General features: G+C 68.4%; 13 protein-coding genes. 7 read left to right on the top strand and 6 right to left on the bottom strand.

All coding sequences use genetic code 11. The annotated features are described in order from the left end of the window. The first annotated feature begins 38 nt into the window (after positions 1–38). Positions 39–8,702 (top strand): non-ribosomal peptide synthetase/type I polyketide synthase, encoded by an 8,664-nt coding sequence (locus D7W79_RS09630; protein WP_120525054.1) that lies wholly within the window; start codon positions 39–41, stop codon positions 8,700–8,702. Beyond that, the gene (locus tag D7W79_RS09635) at positions 8,683–9,132 is read left to right on the top strand and encodes a nuclear transport factor 2 family protein (protein ID WP_120525055.1); all 450 of its coding nucleotides are present in this window, start codon (positions 8,683–8,685) and stop codon (positions 9,130–9,132) included. Before D7W79_RS09630 ends, D7W79_RS09635 begins: the two co-directional genes overlap by 20 nt. Here the strand turns inward: D7W79_RS09635 and D7W79_RS09640 are convergent, their stop codons facing one another. Beyond that, positions 9,133–9,366, bottom strand: a complete 234-nt coding sequence (locus D7W79_RS09640) for a hypothetical protein (RefSeq protein ID WP_120525056.1) — start codon at positions 9,364–9,366, stop codon at positions 9,133–9,135. 165 nt (positions 9,367–9,531) lie between these two features. Here D7W79_RS09640 and D7W79_RS43595 point away from each other — a divergent pair, with 165 nt between their 5' ends. The 5 genes from D7W79_RS43595 (at position 9,532) to D7W79_RS09665 (ending at position 14,385) form a co-directional block, all read left to right on the top strand. Beyond that, entirely contained in the window at positions 9,532–10,512 is a 981-nt protein-coding gene (locus D7W79_RS43595; protein WP_244221684.1) for a glycerophosphodiester phosphodiesterase family protein, read from the top strand. A 129-nt stretch (positions 10,513–10,641) separates the two neighbouring features. After that, on the top strand, positions 10,642–11,148 hold the full coding sequence (locus D7W79_RS09650; protein WP_120525057.1) for a MarR family winged helix-turn-helix transcriptional regulator: 507 nt from the start codon (positions 10,642–10,644) through the stop codon (positions 11,146–11,148). 48 nt (positions 11,149–11,196) lie between these two features. Further along, positions 11,197–12,480, top strand: a complete 1,284-nt coding sequence (locus D7W79_RS09655; RefSeq protein WP_120525058.1) for an HlyD family secretion protein — start codon at positions 11,197–11,199, stop codon at positions 12,478–12,480. 6 nt (positions 12,481–12,486) lie between these two features. Then, complete coding sequence (locus D7W79_RS09660) at positions 12,487–14,037, top strand: DHA2 family efflux MFS transporter permease subunit (protein WP_244221685.1); 1,551 nt, start codon at positions 12,487–12,489, stop codon at positions 14,035–14,037. Between the two features lie 18 nt (positions 14,038–14,055). After that, positions 14,056–14,385 (top strand): hypothetical protein, encoded by a 330-nt coding sequence (locus D7W79_RS09665; RefSeq protein WP_120525059.1) that lies wholly within the window; start codon positions 14,056–14,058, stop codon positions 14,383–14,385. 99 nt (positions 14,386–14,484) lie between these two features. Here D7W79_RS09665 and D7W79_RS09670 read toward each other — a convergent pair whose 3' ends face one another. From D7W79_RS09670 to D7W79_RS09690, 5 genes are all read right to left on the bottom strand, one after another. Continuing rightward, positions 14,485–15,240 carry a DUF5953 family protein gene (locus tag D7W79_RS09670; RefSeq protein ID WP_120525060.1) on the bottom strand — a complete coding sequence of 252 codons (756 nt, stop codon included), beginning with the start codon at positions 15,238–15,240 and terminating at the stop codon, positions 14,485–14,487. Next, positions 15,237–16,160 carry a DUF6310 domain-containing protein gene (locus D7W79_RS09675; RefSeq protein ID WP_120525065.1) on the bottom strand — a complete coding sequence of 308 codons (924 nt, stop codon included), beginning with the start codon at positions 16,158–16,160 and terminating at the stop codon, positions 15,237–15,239. The genes D7W79_RS09670 and D7W79_RS09675 overlap by 4 nt, the downstream gene beginning before the upstream one ends. A 219-nt stretch (positions 16,161–16,379) precedes the next feature. Then, positions 16,380–17,795, bottom strand: coding sequence for a DUF2971 domain-containing protein (locus tag D7W79_RS09680; protein ID WP_120525061.1), 1,416 nt, complete (start codon positions 17,793–17,795; stop codon positions 16,380–16,382). 449 nt (positions 17,796–18,244) lie between these two features. Further along, positions 18,245–19,780 carry a S1 family peptidase gene (locus tag D7W79_RS09685; protein WP_120525062.1) on the bottom strand — a complete coding sequence of 512 codons (1,536 nt, stop codon included), beginning with the start codon at positions 19,778–19,780 and terminating at the stop codon, positions 18,245–18,247. A 193-nt stretch (positions 19,781–19,973) separates the two neighbouring features. Beyond that, a partial coding sequence (locus D7W79_RS09690; RefSeq protein ID WP_244221686.1) for an MYXO-CTERM sorting domain-containing protein occupies positions 19,974–20,186 on the bottom strand: 213 nt, incomplete at its 5' end.

Consider the following 20,186-nt stretch of genomic DNA (forward strand, 5'->3'; position numbering starts at 1 on the left):
GCCCTGTGCGTTGAGAAGATGGGGGGCAATGACTCGTCATGAATTCCATCTCCTCGCGCCCAGGGCCGGACATCGCCACGTTGTTTGAAGCGCACGCAAGAGACACACCCGAAGCCGTGGCGGTGCATTTCGAAGGCGGCGGCGTGAGCTATGACGCGCTCAACCGGCGCGCGAACCGGCTGGCACGGCGGCTCCAGGCCCTGGGCGTCGGGCCCGACCAGCCCGTGGGCATCCACGTCGACCGCACACCGGAGACGCTGGTGGGATTGCTGGGCATCCTGAAGGCAGGAGGCGCCTATCTGCCGTTGGATCCGAGCCATCCTTCGGAGCGGCTCGCGGCGATGGTGGAGGACTCCGGGATGCGGGTCCTCGTCGGACGGCGCGAGGCGGTCCAGGGGCTGCGCTTCCAGGGGCACGTCGTCGAAGCTCCTGCTCCGGAGGAGCCTCCAGAAGAACTCGATGCCGTGAACGTGAAGGGCGGCGCGGGGCCGGACTCGCTGGCCTACGTGCTCTACACGTCGGGTTCCACGGGCAGGCCCAAGGGCGTGTGCATCCCGCACCGGGGCGTGGCGCGGCTGGTGTTGGACGCGGGCTTCATGGGCTTCCGGCGCGAGGACCGCGTGCTCCAGGCCGCGTCGTATGCCTTTGATGCCTCGACGCTGGAGGTCTGGGGGGCGCTCCTGAATGGAGCGACGTTGTGTCTGGTTTCACGGGAGACCTTGCTGTCGCCTCCGCTCCTCGCGGAGAAGCTCCGGCGTGATGCCATCTCCGCCGCGGTGCTGAGCACGTCGCTGTTCCATCAGCTGGCGGCGGCCATTCCGGACGCGTTCGGCGGGCTCCGCGTCTTGATGGTGGGCGGTGACGTGCTGGACCCCAAGTGGGCGGCGCGAGTCATGGCGCGGGGAAAGCCGCAGCGTCTGCTCAACAGCTACGGGCCCACCGAGTGCACCACCTCCGCGACGGCGTATGAGCTCCACGCGCCTCCGGTTCCGGGGGAGGCCATTCCCATCGGCAGGCCGCTTGCGAGCCTCCAACTGCACGTCCTGGATGACGCGGGGAGGCCGCTGTCCGTGGGCGAGCCAGGTGAGCTGTACCTGGGCGGGGAGGGGCTCGCGCGGGGCTACCTGAACCGGCCTGTCCTGACCGGCGAGCGGTTCCTTCCGGATCCGTTCAGCGACATGCCCGGGGCGCGGATGTACCGGACGGGAGACCGGGCGCGGTGGCTGGAGGACGGCAACCTGGAGTTCCTGGGGCGGGTGGATCACCAGGTGAAGATCCGCGGCGCGCGGGTCGAGCTGGGGGAAATCGAAAGCGTCCTGCGCGCGCATGCCCGGGTCGGTGACGCCGTGGTCCGGGTGCACGAGGCGTCCCCCGGCGACAAGCGGCTCATCGCGTATGTCTCACGACGGGAAGGCGCGACCTTGGAGGACGCGGAGCTGCGCGCGTATCTGGGCTCGAAGCTGCCGGACTTCATGCTCCCGCATGCGGTCATGGTGCTGGACCAGCTGCCGCTCAATCCAAGTGGCAAGGTGGAGCACTCGAAGCTTCCGGCCCCTCGCTTCGGGAGTGGGGACGGGGATGCGCCACGCACGCCGTTGGAGGAGGAGATCGCGCGCGTCTGGTCGGAGGTCCTGGGGACGCAGCAGGCCGGAAGGCAGGACCGCTTCATGGAGTCGGGCGGGGACTCGCTGCTCGCGATCCGCCTCATCGAGCGGCTGGAGCAGGCGCTGTCGGTCCGCCTGCCGGTGCGGACGCTCTTCGACAGTCCGAACATCGCGGAGCTGGCGCGGCTGGTGGAGCCGGCACGGAAGGAAGGTCGGCGCCTCTCCCTGCCCCCCATCATCCCGGTGGACCGGACGCGGCCCCTGCCGCTGTCCGATGCCCAGCGGCAGCTATGGCTCCTGGAGCAGGTGGCCCCCCGAAGCGCCGTCTACAACGAGCCCTTCACGCTATACCTGCCCGGTGACCTCCAGCCCGACGCGCTGGAGCGTGCCTTCCAATCGCTCCTCACCCGGCATGAGGTGCTGCGAACGACCTTCGGCTCCACGCCGGATGGACCCTTCCAGCGGGTGGAATCCGGAGTGCCGTTCCACCTGCGACGCGTGGACCTGCGCGCCATTCCCGAAAGCCTGCGGAGCGCGAAGGCGTCGCGGTTGGCCACCCAGGAGGCGCGTGTGCCCTTCGACCTGGAGCACGGGCCGCTGCTGCGGGCGACGTGGATCCGGCTGAGCGCGGCGGAGAGCCGTCTGGTCCTGGTGATGCATCACCTCATCGTGGATGGCTTCACGATGGCGGCATTCCTCCAGGAGTTGCATCGGTTCTACCTGGCGGAGGCCCATGCGCTGCCGCCCCTGCGGCTCCAGTACGGTGACTTCGCCGTCTGGCAGCAGGGGCCTGGCTACCAGGAGGCCATCGCGCCGCACCTCGAGTGGTGGAAGCAGACGCTCACGGGGGCGCCGCACCTGGAGCTGCCCACGCAGCATCCCCGGCCTCCCGTCCCCAGCTTCCGGGGGGCGAAGCACGTCGTGCCAATCCCCAGGGAGCTGTTGGAGTCGGTGAAGGCGCTGGGACGCGCTGAGGACGCCACGCTCTTCATGACGATGCTGGCGGCGTTGGGGGCGTTGCTGCACCGCTACTCCGGTGCGGAGGATTTCCTGGTCGGAGGCGCCTTCTCCGGACGGAGCCGCGAGGAGTCGCAGGCCATCTCCGGGCACTTCGTGAACCTGCTGCCGCTGCGGCTGCGGTTCTCCGAAGGGCTGAGCATCCGGGGCCTGCTCGCTCGGGTGCGTCGTGTCTGCCTGGAGGCGCTCGAACACCAGGACGCGCCGCTCCTGCGCATCGTGGAGGCGGTGAACCCGCCGCGCATCCCCGGCGCCAATCCGTTGTTCCAGGTGTCCTGCACGCTGGAGCCGCGCATCGCGGTGCCTCAGTCAGGCTGGCGGGTGGAACCCCATGACCTCGACACGGGGACGTCGAAGCTGGACCTCTCCGTCGAGCTGGATGAGCGGCCGGAGGGCATGTCCGTGCGGTGGGAGTACGCGCTGGACGTCTTCGAACCCTGGATGATCCACCAGCTCGGCGACCACTTCGTGACGCTGCTGCGCGAGGCCGTGCGCGACCCGGAGCGGCCCGTGGCGACGCTGCCGCTGCTCTCCGAAGCGGAACAGACCCGGCTGCTCGAATGGGCGCAGGGGCCCATGGAGGACATGCCGCACGCGGACTGCCTGCATCACCCGTTCGAAGCGCAGGCGGAGCGCACTCCGGATGCGCCGGCCCTCGTCTTCCAGGGCCGAACCCTGAGCTACCGGGCGCTGAACACGGAGGCGAACTGGCTGGCCCATCACCTCATGTCGCAGGGCATCGGGCCCGGAGACTTCGTGGGGGTGTGCCTCCAGCGGTCCTTCGAGCTGATCATCGCCATGCTGGCGACGCTGAAGGCGGGCGCGGCCTACGTGCCGCTGGACCCCGCGTATCCCCGGGCGCGGCTGGAGTTCACGGCGCGGGACGCGGGGCTGAGATGCATCCTCGCGCAGGAGGCGACGCTCTCGCTCATGGAAGGCGCGGGCGTCCCGGTGGTCGCGCTGGAGCAGGTGCGCGGCGGCTCCGACGAGAATCCCCGGGTCCACGTCACCGGGGATGACCTCGCGTATGTCATCTACACCTCCGGTTCGACGGGCCAGCCCAAGGGCGTGCGCATCGGTCACCGGAGCGCGGTGCACCTCTCGGAGACCGTGGCTTCCGACTTTGGCTTCGCACCGGGGAAGCGCGTGGCGCAGTGCTCCCGGTCCGGCTTTGACTTCTCCGTCGGGGAGATCTTCCCGACGCTCTCCTCCGGCGCCACGCTGTGCCTGATGGCCCAGGAGGACGTGGCCGCCGGTGAGGAGCTGGCGGACTTCCTGGAGCGACAGCGCATCCACATCGCGATGTTCACGCCCGCGGCGCTGGGCTCCATGGCGTGGCGGGCGCTTCCGGACCTGAAGACGCTCGCGATTGGCGGCGAGGAGCTTTCCTCGCGGCTCGTGGACACCTGGGCTCCGGGCCGCCGGTTCATCCAGGTGTATGGACCCACCGAGGCCACGGTCTTCACGACGAGCATGGAGTGCAACGCGGGCCAGGGCCCGTACGCCATCGGGACGCCGCTTCCGGGCTACGAGGTCTACCTGCTGGATGACGCCCTGGCGCCCGTCCCCGTGGGCGTGCGTGGCGCGCTCTACATCGGAGGCAGGGGGCTGGCGCACGGCTACCTGAACCGGCCGGAGCTCGACGCGGAGCGGTTCATACCGCATCCCTTCAGCGCGGAGCCGGGCGCCCGCCTCTACAAGAGCGGTGACGTCGCCAGCCACCGGCCGGACGGCCGCATCGACTTCCACGGGCGGTCGGATCGCCAGCTCAAGCTGCGCGGCTTCCGCATCGAGCTGGGCGAAATCGAGGCGGTGCTGCGCAAGCATCCCGACGTCCGGGACGCCGTGGTCGAACCCCGGCTGCTTGGAGGAGAGCGGCACCTCGTGGGCTACGTCATTCCCCGGGATGCCGCCACGGCGTCACGGCTGCGGGCGCCCGCGTTCAGGGACTCGCTGGGCGAGACGCTTCCCCCGCACATGGTTCCCCGGGAGCTGGTGCTGCTGGAGGCCTTCCCGCTCGGGCCCACGGGGAAACTGGATCGCGACGCGCTGCCGCTGCCCTCCGTCAGGGCCCAGGCCGCTCCCGAAGCCACTCCCTCCTCGGAGCGGGAGCAGGCGCTGGAGCGCATCTGGTGCCGGATTCTCGGCGTGGAACGTGTCGGCAGGCAGGAGGGGTTCTTCGACGCGGGCGGGAACTCGCTGCTGCTCGCGCGGGTCCAGTCCGCGCTGGCCTCGGAGCTGGACATCCGCGTGAGCATGGCCACGCTGTTCCAGTTCCCGACCCTCGAAGCCCTCGCGCGGCATCTGGACGCGGACTCCAGCCCGCACCCGGTCCCGGTGACACCGGTGCCCGAGCGAAGCCCCGCGCGTTCGGAGCACATCGCCGTCATCGGCAGTTCGGGCCGGTTCCCGGGAGCGCCCAGCGTCGATGCGCTGTGGACGCTGCTGGTGGAGGGACGCGAGGGCCTCTCACGGTTCAGCCGGGAAGCGCTGCTCGCCGCGGGCGAGGATCCCCAGCTCCTGGACGACCCCGCCTATGTCCGGGCCTCGGGCGTGCTGGAGGACGTAGAGTCCTTCGACGCCGCGTTCTTCGGCTACAGCCCCCTGGACGCGCGGCTGATGGATCCGCAGCTCCGCGTGTTCCTGGAGTGCGCCTGGGAGGCGCTCGAGACGGCGGGCTATGACCCGAAGCGGTTGCCCGGCAAGGCGGGGTTGTTCGCGGGCTCGGGGGTGCCGCGCTACTGGCTGGACCAGGTGCTGCCTCGCTTCCGCTCCATGTCCGTGGCCTCGGAGTCGTACCGGTCCATCCTGGGCAATCCGTGGCAGTTCCTCGCCACGGCGACGGCGTACCAGCTGGGGCTGCGCGGGCCCGCGCTCACGGTGCAGACCGCCTGCTCCACGTCGCTGGTGGCCGTGCACCTGGCCTGCCAGAGCCTGCGCACGGGCGAGTCCGACGTGGCCCTGGCGGGGGGCGTCTCCCTCTTCGCGTCCGGCCCGTCCGGCTACCTCCACGAGCAAGGCGGCATCACGTCTCCGGATGGGCACTGCCGTCCCTTCGACGCGAAGGCGCAGGGCACGGTGCCCTCCAGCGGTGTCGGCATCGTGGTGCTCAAGCGGCTGGAGGACGCGCTGCGAGATGGGGACTCCATCCAGGCCGTCATCCGGGGCTCGGCCATCAACAACGATGGCAACGCCAAGGTCGGCTTCACCGCCCCGGGCGTGGAGGGCCAGCGCGACGTCATCACGCGGGCCCACGCCGACGCGGGCGTGGCCCCTCGCCACATCACCTACGTGGAGGCCCACGGCACGGCGACGCCGCTGGGAGACCCGCTGGAGGTCCAGGCGCTGCGGCTCGCCTTCGGAGCCCGTGGCGCGTCCGAGCCCGAGGTCGTCCTGGGAGCGCTCAAGAGCAACGTGGGGCACCTGGACTCGGCGGCCGGGGTGGCGGGGTTGATCAAGACGACGCTGGCCCTGGAGCACCGCTTCCTTCCAGGAACCGTCCACTTCGAGCACGCGCATCCGGAAACAGGGCTGGAGCGTTCGCCCTTCGTCGTGAGGAGGGAAGGGCGGCCGTGGTCCGTGCCCGAGGGCTTCCCGCGCCTCGCGGGGGTCAGCTCGTTTGGCATTGGCGGGACGAATGCGCACGTCGTCCTGGAGGAAGCGCCGTCCGCGAAGGTCCTCACCACGGGTCCGGCGATGGAGGTGCTGACGCTCTCGGCGCGGAGCGGGGAGGCGCTGGGCGCGGCCTCGCGGCGGCTCGCGGAACACCTGGAGCGGCATCCCGGGCAGTCACTGGCGGACGTCGCGTACACGTTGCAGGAGGGCCGGACGGCGTTCGGATACCGGCGCGCCATCACGTGCGAGACCCCCAAGGATGCCATCGCGAAGCTCCGGCGGGACGGCTCCGCGCAGCTCGCATCCGCTCCACTTCCGGAGGTGTGCTTCCTGTTCCCGGGGACGGGCACGCAGGAGGCGGGCATGGGCGCGGCGTGGTACCGGCGCGCTCCGGCGTATCGCGAAGCCTTCGATGAATGCGCCGCGCACTTCGGCCGGGAGCTGGAGCGCGACCTTCGCGCCGCGCTGCTCACGGACGAGAGCGGGACGCGTGCGGAGGAAGCGCTCCGTGCGCCCTCGCTGGGCATGGCCGCCATCTTCACGACGGAGTACGCGCTGGCGAAGCTGCTGGGCGCCTGGGGCCTCCACCCGACGAGCCTCCTGGGCCACAGCCTGGGCGAATACGCCGCTGCCTGTCTCGCTGGCGTCCTGTCGCTGGAGCAGGCCGTTTCGCTGGTCGCGCTGCGCGGCCGGCTCTGCGACGCACTTCCGCCCTCCGGCATGCTTACCGTACCCCTGTCGGAGGCCGTGCTGACGCAGGAGCTGCCACCCGCGCTGTCCCTGGCCGCGGTCAACGGACCCGGCCAGTGCGTGGTGGCCGGCACGCTGGAGGCGTTGGAGGACTTCGCGGCGCGGTTGCTGGAGCGGGGCGTGAGGACGAAGTGGCTGCCGCGCACGAAGGGGTTCCATTCCGCGCTCGTGGAGCCGGCGATGCAGCCGCTCACGGACCTGGCCCGGACGATGAGCCCGAAGTCCCCGGCGATTCCCCTCGTCTCCAACGTCACGGGCACCTGGCTGACCGAGGACGCCGCGCATGACCCCACGTACTGGGCTCGCCACCTGCGACACACGGTCCGGTTCTCCACCGGACTGGAGCTGCTGCTGGAGGACCGCGAGCGCATCCTCGTGGAGGTGGGGCCGGGACGGACGCTCTCCACGCTGGCGCAGCTGAACCCCCGGGTGGGGCGGGAGCGGCTGGTGCTGCACACGCTCGGCACTCACGCGGGACGGCGTCACCCACCGGAGAGCAATGAACAGGCGCTGCTCCAGGCGGTGGGACAGCTCTGGTCCGTGGGCTTCCCCGTGGACTGGAGCCAGGTGCGCGGAAGCGGACCGCGCAGGCGCGTCGTGCTGCCGACGTATCCCTTCGAGCGCAAGCGGTACTCGCTGGCGGAGAAGGCCCCCCGGCCCGTGCAGCCTCGCGTCACGAGCGAGCCCCGGGCCCTGAGCCGCGAGGAGGTGCGGGCCTCCATGGAGGCGCTCTGGAAGGAGCTGCTCGGCGTGGACACGCTGACACCGGACAGCCACTTCTTCGAGCTGGGCGGCACGTCCCTCCTGGTCGTGCAGCTCAACCGCGAACTCAAGACGCGGCTGTCGGTCACGCTGTCGCTGCACGCGGTGCTGGAGCACCCGACGCTGGGCGCCTGGGTGCATGCGGTCCAGGAGGAGCTGGAGCGGACGGGGAGGCCGCTCCTCAGGGATGCTCCGCTGCGGATGGAGCTCCAGGCGGGACGGCGCGGACGGACGCCGCTGTTCCTGGTGCAGCCCATTGGAGGCACCGTCTACACGTACCTGCCCCTGGTGAAGCGGCTGGGCGCGGACACGCCGGTGCACGCGTTCCGCGCGTCGGGGCTGGAGCCCGGTGAAGTGCTCTACCGCGACGTGCCGGCGATGGCGCGCGCGTACGTGGACGAGCTGCTGGCGTTCCAGTCCCAGGGCCCCTTCTGGCTGGGGGGCCATTCGTCGGGCGGCGTCATCGCGTACGAGATGGCGGCCGTGCTGCTGGAGCGCGGCCACTCCGTCGCGGGCGTCATCCAGATCGACACGGTGACGGTGGACGACTCGCGCAGGCTGGGCATCCGGAGCGTGGGGGACGTGCTGCGGCTCATCGATGCGTTCCAGGAGATCTCCCCGCGCGCAGCGGACGGGCTGCGGACGGCGATGGAGCTCGACGCACGGCTGCGCGACGTGGTGCTCGCGACCAACGAGGCCATCGCGGCGTACGCGCCGGGACGTCACGCGGTGCCGCTCGTGTACCTGCGGGCCTCGGAGCGGGACGCGGTGCTGGATTCGCACGCCGCGGCCTGGTGGAAGGCGCTGACGACCGCTCCCTTCCAGGCCCACGACGTGGCGGGCAACCACTTCACCGTCATGGAGGAGCCCTCCGTGGCGGAGGTGGCGCGCATCATCCGGGAGCAGCTGACAGCGGGAAGGGACGCGGGACGCGATGACCTCGACGCGGGATGAATGGAAGACGGAACTCTCACAGCGCTTCACCGCGTTCGTGGACGCCTATGAGCGCGGGAGCGTGGAGGCGCTGTCCAGGCTGTTCTGGCATGACGACGACATCGTGGTCGTGGGCACGCACTCCAACCTCCACTTCATCGGCTGGGCGCAGGTGGAGCACTCCTTCCGCACCCAGTTCGGGAGCCTGCGCGACATCCGCGTGACGCTGCGCTCGGAGCAGCTCTGGCACGGCGGTGCACCGCCCTCCACGATGGCGTGCCTCACGGTGCCCGCGATGGACGTCGCCTTCGTCGGAGCCAGCGGGTCCGCCACCTTCGAGGGGATTCGCGTGGCCTGCGCCTTCGAGCGCCGGGGCACCGAGTGGCGGATGGTCCAGATGCACTGGTCGCTTCCGCGCACGGAGGTGCTGGTGGACCACGGCAACCGTTGATCACCCCGGAGGCAGGGGCGAGCGTCGCGGCGTGCCCAGCAGCTCCAGCGTGCGCAGCGCCACGTCCGCCAGCGTGGACGTGCACGGCATGCAGCCACCGCCGCAGCACGGAGGCCAGTCGCCCTCCGGGTCCCGCAGCAGCGGATACACGCAGCCCCGCAGGGACTGCGGCAGGCCCGCGTCGTCGCAAGCCTGACGCAGCGCTGCCTGCACGGTGGCATCCTTCACATCCATCGCTTCAACTTCCTAACCGACCCCAGGAGGGAATGCAGCCCCATGCGCACGGCATCGCTCACCCGGTGGTTTCCCCTTGGGATGCTCGTGGCTGGTCTGGCTTGCGCCGGCACGCGGACCGGCCGGACCTCCCGCACTCCAGCGGACGACCCCACGGTGCGCCTCATGGACACCTTGCGTGCGCACGCTCGCGGCAAGGCCCCCGTCTGCTCTCCGGACGCCCGGCTGCTCCAGCCCGGAGGCGGTATCGACCTGGAACGCCTCCACGCCGCGGGGCATCCCGTCATCGTCTGGACCGTGAACGACCTGCCCACGATGCAGGCCCTGCTCCGGCGCGGCGTGGACGGCATCATCAGCGACCGGCCGGACCTCCTCGCCCAGGCGGTGCGCGACTTCGACGCCAATGGGGACGGCACCCCGGGGGACCTGCTGGACGCGGACGGGCTCATCGATGCGAAGCGCTTCGATGCACAGGGCCACCGGGGCGCGCGGAACCTGAGGCCGGAGAACACGCTGCCCGCCTTCGAGGCCGCGCTCGATTACCGGATGACCACGCTGGAACTGGACACCGTCCTCACCGCCGACGGCGTCCCCGTGCTCTCCCACGACCCGGACCTGTCCCCGGCGAAGTGCCGTCACGCGGATGGAAGCCCGCTCCCATCCCCCGTCCCCATCGCGACCCTCACCGTCGCGAAGCTCCAGGCCGCCTTCGTCTGCGACCGGCTCCTTGCGGGCCGCCCGGAGCAGACGAACGACCGCGCCCGCTCGCCAGAAGCCGTCGCGTTCGCCGCTCGCGCCAGCCTCCAGGACCCCTACACCGTCCCCACCCTGCGACAGGTGTTCGCCTTCGCGGCGGACCAGGCGGACGCCGCGCATGAAGCCCGCGACCCGCTCCGCGCCCGGAACGCCCGCCGTGTCCGCTTCAACGTTGAACTCAAACGGACGTCCGTGAAGACAGACATTGCTCCGGCCCACGGCGACGCGGTCGCCCAGGTCATCCAGGAAGCGGGGCTCGCCCAGAGGGCGGACGTGCAGTCCTTCGACCTGCGCGCCGTGCGCTCCTTCCTGGAACTTCATCCGGACCTGCGCGCCGTTCTCCTCCTGGAATCCCCTCCCACTGACGCGGAGTCGCAGGCGCTCGAGTAGCCAGACGGTCCACTCCCCGGTTGGGAAATCAAGGATTTAGTCAGGCGACGAATCAACTTGCGGAAAATCGTTAGGGGCCTTACTAGACGCCTCGTCTTGGCTCCTCCCCGTCCCAAAAACGCCACGCCGATGAAGCTCGTGCCCCGGTACGAGCGGCTGAAGCAGTTGGCCAAACGGTTTCCCGCGCTCGACCCGAGCGCCATCGAGACCTGCCTGACGATGCTCCGACTCTCCAATGAGCTGACCGAGGCCTACGAGGCGCACTTCGCGCGGCATGGCGTGTCCCACGGACGCTTCGTCGTGCTGGTGCAGCTCTTCGCGGCGGAGGACGCGGGAGAGACGCTGCGTCCCGCGGAGCTCGCGGAGCTGTCGCGGTGCAGCCGCGCGACCATCACGGGGCTTCTGGACACGCTGGAGAAGGACGGCTTCATCTCCCGCACGGACCACCCCGAGGACCGGCGCATGTACTCCGTGCACCTCACCTCCAAGGGCCGCGAGTTCATCCTGGGCATGATGCCCGACCACTACCGCCGCATCGCCGCGCTCATGGCTCCCTTGAGCCTGGACGAGCGGGACACGCTTCGCGACCTGCTCGCCAAGGTGTCCTCCGGCATCCCCGCCCTGCGGGACCCCTGATCCGCTTCCCACACCCCTTCTTCACCCCAGCCGTACCGAGCAACAACCATGACGACCCGTACCGCCGAATCCCTGCAAGCCGCCCCCTCCACCGAAGCCCCCGTCGTCGCGAAGCCCGCGAAGCGCTCCCGCGCGAAGCAGGTGCTGCCCATCCTCGTGGGCGTGGCGGTGCTGGGCGGAGGCGCGCGCTACCTGCTCACCCACGGCCACGAGTCCACCGACGACGCGCAGGTCGAAGGCCGCATCGCCAACGTGTCGCCGCGCGTGGCCGGGCAGGTGGTCCGCGTGCTCGTGAAGGACAACCAGGCGGTGAAGGCCGGCGACGTGGTGGTGGAGCTGGACCACGCGGACCTGGACGCCCGCCTGGAGGTCGCCCGCGCCGACGTGATGAGCGCGGAGGCCCAGCTGTCCAACGCCCAGGCCCAGCTCACCCTCACGGAGGCCAACGCGGGCGCCAACCTGCGTCAGGCCCGCGCCGGCGTCACCCAGGCCTCCAGCGGCATCAGCTCCTCCAAGGCCGCGCTGGACCAGGCCCGCGCGGACGTGACCGCGTCCGAGGCGCGCTTCAAGCTGGCGGAGACGGACCTGGGCCGCATCAAGCAGCTGCGGGAGCAGGGCGCCGTGGCCCAGGCGGACCTGGACGCCCGCCAGGCCGCGTATGACACCGCCAAGGCCTCGCTGGAGCAGTCCCGCGCGCGCCTGACGTCCACCGAGGCCGGCATCCAGAGCTCCTCCGGTGGCCTGGAGGCCGCGCAGGGCAAGCTCTCCGCCGCGGAGACGGCCCCCGTGCAGGTGCAGGCCGCGCAGGCCGCGCTGAAGCTGGCCGAGGCCCGCGTCAAGCAGACCCACGCCGCGCTGACGCTCGCGGAGCTCGCCGTGTCCTACGCCCAGGTGCGTGCCCCGGTGGACGGGGTGATCAGCCGCCGCACCGTGGAGGTGGGGCAGATGGTGGGCCCGGAGCGCCCGCTGATGGCCGTGGTCCCGCAGAACGACATCTGGGTCGTCGCCAACTTCAAGGAGGACCAGGTCGGTGAGATGCGCGCGGGCCAGCCGGTGAAGGTGGAGGTGGACGCCTTCGGCAGCCACTCCTTCAAGGGCCACGTGGACAGCCTCGCGGGCGCCAGCGGCGCGCGCTTCGCCCTGCTGCCTCCGGACAACGCGTCCGGCAACTTCGTGAAGGTCGTGCAGCGCATCCCGGTGCTCATCCGCTTCGACGGCGACCTGAAGGAGCTGCCCATCAAGCCGGGCATGAGCGCCTACGTCACCGTGGACACGGACGCGGAAGCGCAGCCGCAGAAGACCGCGGCGGCGGACACCCGGAAGGCGGAGTAACCCACCGTGGACGCTCGCCGCGACGTCATCACCGGCTCCAAGGCGGGCATCACCATCGCGGCCATGGCCGCGGCGCTGATGTCCGTGCTGGACATCTCCATCGTCAACGTGGCCCTGAGCGACATCCGCGCGAGCTTCGGCACGCCGTTGGATCAGATCGCCTGGGTGTCCACGGGCTACATGATGGCCAACGTGGTGGTCATCCCGATGACGGGCTGGCTGCAGCGCCGCTTCGGCTATCGGAAGTACTTCACGTTCTCCATCCTCCTCTTCACGGTGGCCAGCGTGCTGTGCGGCCTGTCGTGGAACCTGCCCTCGCTGGTGGCCTTCCGCATCCTGCAGGGCATGGGCGGCGGCGCCATCATCCCCACGTCCCAGGCCATCCTCTTCGCCCGCTACCCGCGCGAGGAGCACGGCATGGCGGGCGCCCTCTTCGGCCTGGGCGCCGTGACGGGTCCGCTGCTGGGGCCCACCGTGGGCGGCCTCCTCATTGAAGCGGCCAGCTGGCACTGGATCTTCCTCATCAACGTGCCGGTGGGCCTCTTCGCCGCGTACATGGCGTGGCGCTCCATCGAACAGCCCCACTTCGAACAGTCCATGGAGAAGGTGGACCGCAACGGCATCGCGCTCCTGGCGGTGGGCATGGCGTGCCTCCAGTACGTGCTGGAGGAGGGCAACCGCGAGGACTGGTTCGACAGCCGGCTGATTACCCTGCTGGCGGTCATCGCGGGCATCGCGCTCATCACCTTCGTCGTCCACGAACTGGAGACACCCAGTCCCGTGGTGGACCTGAGGGTGTTCGGCAACCGCTCCTACACCGCGGCCACGGGGGTGAACTTCCTCGTGGGCACGGCGCTGTTCTCCGGCTCGTTCCTCTTCAGCCTCTTCTGCGGCTCCGTGATGCGCTACGAGGCGTTGGACATCGGGCTCATCTTCCTCAAGGGCAGCGCCATCCAGGTCCTCCTGATGCCGCTCATCGGCAGGTTCGGCGGCAAGGTGGACGGCCGCTACCTCATCGCCTTCGGTGTCCTGGGCGTGAGCCTGTCCCTGTGGACCAACGGCCACCTGACCACGCGCGTGGATGAGATCACCCTCATCACGCCGGTGTTCATCCGCGCCTGCTCGCTGGGCTTCATCTTCGTGCCGCTGTCGGTGATGGCGCTCAGCAACCTCAGACCAGAGCAGCGAGGCAACGCGGCGGGCCTCTTCAACCTCACCCGCGAGCTGGGCGGCTCCATTGGCACCGCCTGGATGAGCAGCGCGCTCAGCCGCTCCACCCAGGCCAACGTCACCGCCATCACCTCGCACGTGGACGTCTACGGGCAGGTGGCCCAGGAGCAGGTCGCCTCGATGACAGGCGCCATGGCCGCGAAGGGCGTGCTCAATCCCACGGGGGCCGCCTACGGCCTCTTGAGCCAGCGCATCAGCGCCCAGGCGCTGGTGCGGGCCTTCAACGCGAACTTCCTCATCCTCGCGGTGCTGTTCGTCTGCGCGCTCATCCTGGTGGCCATGCTCCAGAAGGCGGACCCCAAGGTGAAGGTGGAAGGCGCGCACTAATTAGAGGAGGGAAATGACATGCCGAAGAGGCTGGTGGTTCTGGTTGCGCACCCTGACGACGAGCAGCCCTACAAGAACGGTTGGGACCCAACGAACGAGCGGCTTGAGTACATCACGACGAACCAGAAGATTTTCAACCAGTGCCAGCGCGCACTGGATGGCGGCGACGAGTGGGTTTACGTGCAGAGAATGGAGTACGGGCCCCACAAGAGCCGAGTCATCGGGCGGGTGAAGGTCGCGCAGCCGGACGAGGCCACGATGCGCGTGCGGTTCGAGAAATGGGAGACCTATGACGTCGCACCCTCCCGGGCATTCGGAGGCTCTACCTTCGCCGAATTTCCCGAGTGAGCCGGGCGCGCGGCTCGTGGGCCAGTTCTTCCAATCTATCAGCGCGCGGATGTCTCCGTTTGTCCCCGGTGTGGAGGGCGCGGACGTGAACCCGAAGAGTCAGGACGCCGCGCGTCCGCCAATCTCCGGAAAGCGCTCGTACGCTCGCTTGAGTGAATCCAGGTGGACGGGAGTGTTCAAGTCGAGCGGGGTGTCCGTGAGCTGTACGACCCACCCGCCTGTTGCCGTGCGCCGCGCCCGTGCGAGCCACTCGGCATCGCGAGCAGGATCCGGGAACCCGATGGCCCGCGCGGCAGCGGCCGACCAGTAGTTCAGCCATCCAAGGTAATAGGGGATCTCGGGCGAACCGAGGTGCTCGAAGAGCTTCAGGGCGGGCAGCCCCAGGCGTGGAGATGGCGGTCCTTCCAGGGTGGGCGCTACCTGATATGCGATGTCCAGGGCAGCGTCGTCCGGCGTCGCATGCCCCCAGAACGCGTGAGCGCCCTCTGCAACGGCGTCGAGTACATCCATTGCCGCAGTGATAGCTGCAGCGTCCATTGGCAACTTCGCACGGAGCTGGAGCTGATGCTGGCCGCCAGGGCTAGCGCTCGCGGAGCGGCGCATTCCGGAAAGAGTCACCGGGTAGCTCTCGTCGCCGTTACAAATCAACGGAAGCCTTCCTCGTGTCGCGGCCTCGGCGAGCCAGGCTTCGCGTTGCTGTAATGGGGTGGGGCGTCCTGCTTTGCTCACCTCCCATTCGAGCCGCAAACCGGGCAGGGCTTGTTCCATGTTTCGAACGACTGCATGCGTGCGCCCGTCGTTCCCGACGAGTGCAGGTGCGTAGACGGTGAACTCGAGACGCTTTCCTTCGTTCATCGGTTGCATCCCGTGACGACGATCTTGAGGCTGGGATCTTCTCGCTGCAGCGCAGCTTTGTGAGCGGCACTGCTCACCCCAACGACGAAGGTATATCCACATGCTGCGGCAATGTCGCGGTCCTCCTGGAACTCTTCGACCTGCTCTTCGATCACTCGGTCCCGCAGGAATTTACTGTACGTGTCGAATTGATACGTCTTGATCTCCCACAGCACTCGCACGCCGACTTGCAGCGCATCAAAGCGCTTGCCGTTCACGAGTACGTCATGCCCTGGGTAGCGGTTTGGCGGAAACGTGTCGGCGCACTCGTTGTGTGGGTCGTCGTCGCCCGCATGCGGCACAGGTACAGGTTCGCAACTGTCGCGCCGCGTTCGGCTCACGGGCACAGGTGGCACCGGAGGCTTCCAGCCCTGCCCTGCGGGTTCCGGTTCCAATTCGGGCTTTCGCCTCGCTACGGCCTCCCGGGCTGCCCCCGTTGTTCCTCGTGATGCTGCGGATTCCTCGGGGTAGAGGTGGCGCAGTTCATAGGCATCCAGTGCTTCCTTGATCGCGACGGCGACCACGACCACTCCCAGGACGATCACTGCTCCCACTGCAATCTCGGGAGCCGCCAGCACGCAGAACCCGAGCCCAACTGCGGCGGCGTCAGCTGAGGCGACCGTGCATCTTCCCGTGGTGTCTCGGAACTCAATCCGGTCATGGTCGAGGGCCTGGAAGCACCTCTCCACCAGCACGGTCCAGGGCTGGGAAGCTTCGCGAACAACGCACCGTCCATCGTCTCTCCAGGGTAGCGACGCTGCTCGCTGGAGGTTGGCGATCCGCGGAACACGGGCCGCAACCCCATGAGGGACCGGCTTCTTCGTCGCGCAGGCCGAGAGAATGAGCAGAAGCAAGAGGGTGCTGCGCGCCCGGGAGCGCATGGTCATATCCTAGCAGGAATGGTGGATGTTTCGGTTCTTCAGGAGCTCCTCATCTCGTTTGGTCCTCGTAGTTCCCAAGTTGCCGCCCAACAGCTTTGGATGGGCACCCAGGGGGAGGACATGCGACCCAACATGCTTTCAGTTGCTCACTGATGCAATAGACCAGGGCTTCCTGGACGCGTCGTCCGGCAGCTTGCTGTCTTTCGCCAGTGTCGTCGACTACAGGCCGCGATCCCTGTCGAAGTCCAGCCGAGAGAGCTTGAGCGCTGTTTTCAGGTTCTTGATGATTGAGTCGAGTGTGGTCGCAGTGTCAGGGAGTGCTACCTCGCAGGACTCACGCCAGTGCTCCAACTGCTCATTGCCATTGGGCTTCCAGTGTTCAATCTTGATCATCCCGTGGATGCGTACGCGATCGCCACTCAGAACTTGGACTGCGATGGCTGCCACGGCCGTATGCGTGTGCTTGGGGAGGTGCTCGATGACGCACATATATCCACTCTCGAAGTGGATCGACTCACCTGGAACGCCGGGTGCACGAGAGACCTGGTGGCCAGGTATGGCGGCGAGACTCTTGTACACGCCTACCTCGACCTGGGGCCACGAGAGAATGGCCGTAGCAATTTCTCCTATCGCCTTCTCCAGTGTAGCCAAGTGTCTTGAACAGAGGGCCGCGGCGTGCTCCCGATGCTGAGCAGCAAGGCGGACACTCTCCTTGAGCGCAGACAAACGTTCATCCAGGGTTCCGAAGCGGTTGTGAGACTTCAATGGCGAAATTGTTGCCGTTGAATCTGTATGCCCTGGAGGGCTGAATGGATGGCAGAATAAGTGACGGTTGTGGTGTCTGAGTTGAAATATCTTGACGTCTGGATACGGCTGCAGCGCGGCAAGCAAGGCTGGCATGCGGTTGCTTGGGAACGCATCCCCGAGAAAAACTCCAGTCAGTGCCTCTCGAATGGAAAACTCTACAGGGAGTGCGGACTGATCGATGAGGACCAGCCTGTACTCAGTCTCGTTGGACCAGTCTGCGTGTTTTCGGAAGAAAATCTGGCCATGGTTCGTCTCGGCGTAGTTGATTGCCACAGCGTCCAAGCCGAATTCGCGAACTTGCCCGATGTCGACTCCATCTAGACCGGCACCAGCCGATGCGCTCCGATATACGACTGGGCCGTGAAAGCGGAGAAGAGCACTCGGGACTGGAGTTGTAGTGAAAGCTTTTATCAGCTTGTTGCGGTCGAACTGAAGGCAGGCGCCCGAATGTTTGGCGCCGTAGTGTGCCCAGATTGAGAGGTGATTCCATCCGCGTAGAGCGTCAGGGTTCAAGACAGAGCCGGGAAGTTCCCAGTCTTGGGTCAAACAGGCGACTTTCGCGTGGATTCGAATCAACCTGTCCAGCTCGTTCCACAATTCCATCCCTACTTCGAATTGGTGATCATCCGCGTGCGACATCAGGCTGGGGTAGAGCGGGCGGGATTCCCAGAGGTCGTTGGTCGACTCGAAGGGCGACAATCTGAGCGCCCCGCTGCGGAGGATGCCGAAAATTGCCGCCTCGGCGTTCGTGTAGTGGAAGAGGTGGTTGGACAATCGCCGAGGAGCGTTGAGCAGCTCCGCTTCCAGGTACGCCTCATGATCGAGCATGTTCGTATCCAAACGCACCTACTTGAGGAAGAGAATTGCGTGTGACTCACATCGCCGCGTCTTTAGATGTGATAGTGTCGATGTGACACTAAGTCAAGCGGCTTGCTTCCTCTGCACTGAACTTGAACTCTACGGCGGGGCTCGTGGATGCTGAGTGTGCGAAGCAAGGAGCGCAGTCCTGGAGCCGTCCGCCTCACGGCATCGGAGCAAGAGGGGCCGCGCTGGGGCCCATAAATTGAGATCATGGGCGCTCCATTCTTGGTGGACTTGAGGCAACGCATTCTTGAGGCGTACTTGGCGCAGGCGGGAACGTGGGATGAGATTGCCCGTCGGTTTCGAGTAGGGGGCGCGACAGCTGAGCGGCTCGTCGGCCCCTGGATGAAAGAAAGCGCGGGTCCCCAGGTAGCAGGGGGCCCGCGCTTCTTCATTTCAGGGTGAGGCGGGGACGACTACCGGCGCCACTTCTGCGCGGCGGTGCCGTTGCACTCCCACAGCTGCAGCGGGGTGCCGCTGGCGGAGTTGCCGCTGGTCACGTCCACGCACTTGTTGGCCTGGGGGTTCACCAGGTCACCGGCGCCGGAGAGGATGAACTGCTGTGCCGGGTTGCCGTTGCAGCTCACCAGCTGGATGGCGGTGCCGTTGGCGCTGGAGCCCCAGGCCACGTCCATGCACTTGCCGAAGGCGCGCACGGTGCCGTCCGACATGAAGGTCCACTTCTGCGCGTCGGTGCCGTTGCAGTCCCACAGCTGCAGGCGGGTGCCGTCCGCCGTGTTGGAGTTCGGCACGTCGATGCACTTGTTCGCCAGGCCGATGATGGGCCCGCCGGAGCCGCCGCTGCCCGTCGTGGTGAGCGACAGGCCGTAGGCGCCCAGGATGGGGTTGAGCGGCTGGAAGACGGTGTTGCCGCCGGAGGTGCAGTTGCCGCCCGCGCCGGACGTCACGCCCTGCGCCTGGTTGCCGGACAGCCACGAGCCACCGGAGTCGCCGCCCTCCGCGCACGCGCTGGACGCCGTCAGGCCGTACACCGGGCCCGCCGAGTAGTTCACCGTGACGTTCTTCTGCGTGATGACGCCGCAGCGCCAGCCGGTGGTGGAGCCCGAGCGACAGACGGACGCGTTGATGCCCGCCTCCTGCGACCCGTACACCAGCACGTTGCCGCCCGCGTAGTTGTTCACCCACGGCTGCGACGCCCAGGAGCCGTTGGTGCGCACCCAGGCGTAGTCGTTGCCGGGCCAGTTGGCCGCCACCACCGTGCCCTGCGCCACACCATTGAAGCCGCTGGTGGCCGTACCCGGCCCGCCGCAGTGGCCCGCCGTCACGAAGCCGCCCGACACCGGGAAGCCGATGGAGCAGCGCGCGTTGCCCGGGTAGTACGCGTCACCGCCGCGCAGGTCGTACACCGGCTTGAACTCCTCGCGCGAGGGCACCGTGCGCACCGCGGCGTGCTTCACGCCCGCCTTCGCGACGAAGTCCGTGCCGCCCGTCAGCGCGGAGTCCTGCGCCAGCACGACGACGCTGTTGGTCATCACGTCCACGTACCAGGCGTGCACGGTGCGATTCGCCGTCTCCGCATGACGGTCCAGCTCCGCCTTCACCGCCTCCAGCTCCGCCAGCGTGTGCTTCACCTTCTGGGGCACCGCCCCCGCGCGGCGAACGGCGTCCGCGTCCGCGTCCGTCGTGACGCCCACCACCAGCTGACTGCCGTCCGCGTTCATCCACGCGCCGCCAAAGCGCTCCCCCAGCTCCGCGCGCAGGGTTCCCTCCACGCGCACCGCCGCGGCCTCCGCCGCCAGCCGCTGCTTCGCCCCGTCCGCCGTCAGGCCCAGGTCCCGCTGCATCGCGGAGAGCAGGTCCGGCGACACGTCATGCGCGCGCGCCGCTTCCGCCTGGGAAGGGGCCGCCAGCGCCAGCGAGGGAACGACGCTCAACGTGGCGCCGGCGAACAGCGCCGTCGCGGTGGAGAACAGACCGAAGGTCCGCTTCATCGGGTCCTGCCTTTCGTGCTGCGGGGGAGCCCGGAGCGAAACCCGATTGAGTCGCGAAGGTCAAACAATTCAAGGATTACTTAAATTCTCTGACATTTTTGTGTGGTCGAAGAAAGTCCCCGGAAACAAGAAGGCCCGGTGCGTCACGAGGACGCACCGGGCCAGGAGAACTTGCTTCGGAGACGGGTGGAAGTCAGCGCTTCGCGCGGCGGGCCAGCGCGCGGGCGGGGGCCCGGCGGCGGCGCAGCGTGGCGGCGCCCAGCAGCAGCAGGGCGGCGGCGAAGGGCAGGGTGCCGGACGTTCCGGACGCGCTGCAGCCCCCGGCCATGCCCTCGGACGCGTCCGGCAGCCCGTTGGGGTTGTTGGACACGGGCGTGGTGGTGCCGGTGGTGGGGGTCTGCCCGCC

It is taken from the genome of Corallococcus exercitus (genome assembly GCF_003611585.1).
GTDB lineage: Bacteria > Myxococcota > Myxococcia > Myxococcales > Myxococcaceae > Corallococcus > Corallococcus exercitus.

Bases quoted from the DNA above. Each gene is read 5' to 3' on its own strand.
- D7W79_RS09630 (WP_120525054.1), top strand. From the start codon at position 39: ATGAATTCCATCTCCTCGCGCCCAGGGCCGGACATCGCCACGTTGTTT.
- D7W79_RS09635 (WP_120525055.1), top strand. From the start codon at position 8,683: ATGACCTCGACGCGGGATGAATGGAAGACGGAACTCTCACAGCGCTTC.
- D7W79_RS09640 (WP_120525056.1), bottom strand. From the start codon at position 9,366: ATGGATGTGAAGGATGCCACCGTGCAGGCAGCGCTGCGTCAGGCTTGC.
- D7W79_RS43595 (WP_244221684.1), top strand. From the start codon at position 9,532: ATGGACACCTTGCGTGCGCACGCTCGCGGCAAGGCCCCCGTCTGCTCT.
- D7W79_RS09650 (WP_120525057.1), top strand. From the start codon at position 10,642: ATGAAGCTCGTGCCCCGGTACGAGCGGCTGAAGCAGTTGGCCAAACGG.
- D7W79_RS09655 (WP_120525058.1), top strand. From the start codon at position 11,197: ATGACGACCCGTACCGCCGAATCCCTGCAAGCCGCCCCCTCCACCGAA.
- D7W79_RS09665 (WP_120525059.1), top strand. From the start codon at position 14,056: ATGCCGAAGAGGCTGGTGGTTCTGGTTGCGCACCCTGACGACGAGCAG.
- D7W79_RS09670 (WP_120525060.1), bottom strand. From the start codon at position 15,240: ATGAACGAAGGAAAGCGTCTCGAGTTCACCGTCTACGCACCTGCACTC.
- D7W79_RS09675 (WP_120525065.1), bottom strand. From the start codon at position 16,160: ATGCGCTCCCGGGCGCGCAGCACCCTCTTGCTTCTGCTCATTCTCTCG.
- D7W79_RS09680 (WP_120525061.1), bottom strand. From the start codon at position 17,795: ATGCTCGATCATGAGGCGTACCTGGAAGCGGAGCTGCTCAACGCTCCT.
- D7W79_RS09685 (WP_120525062.1), bottom strand. From the start codon at position 19,780: ATGAAGCGGACCTTCGGTCTGTTCTCCACCGCGACGGCGCTGTTCGCC.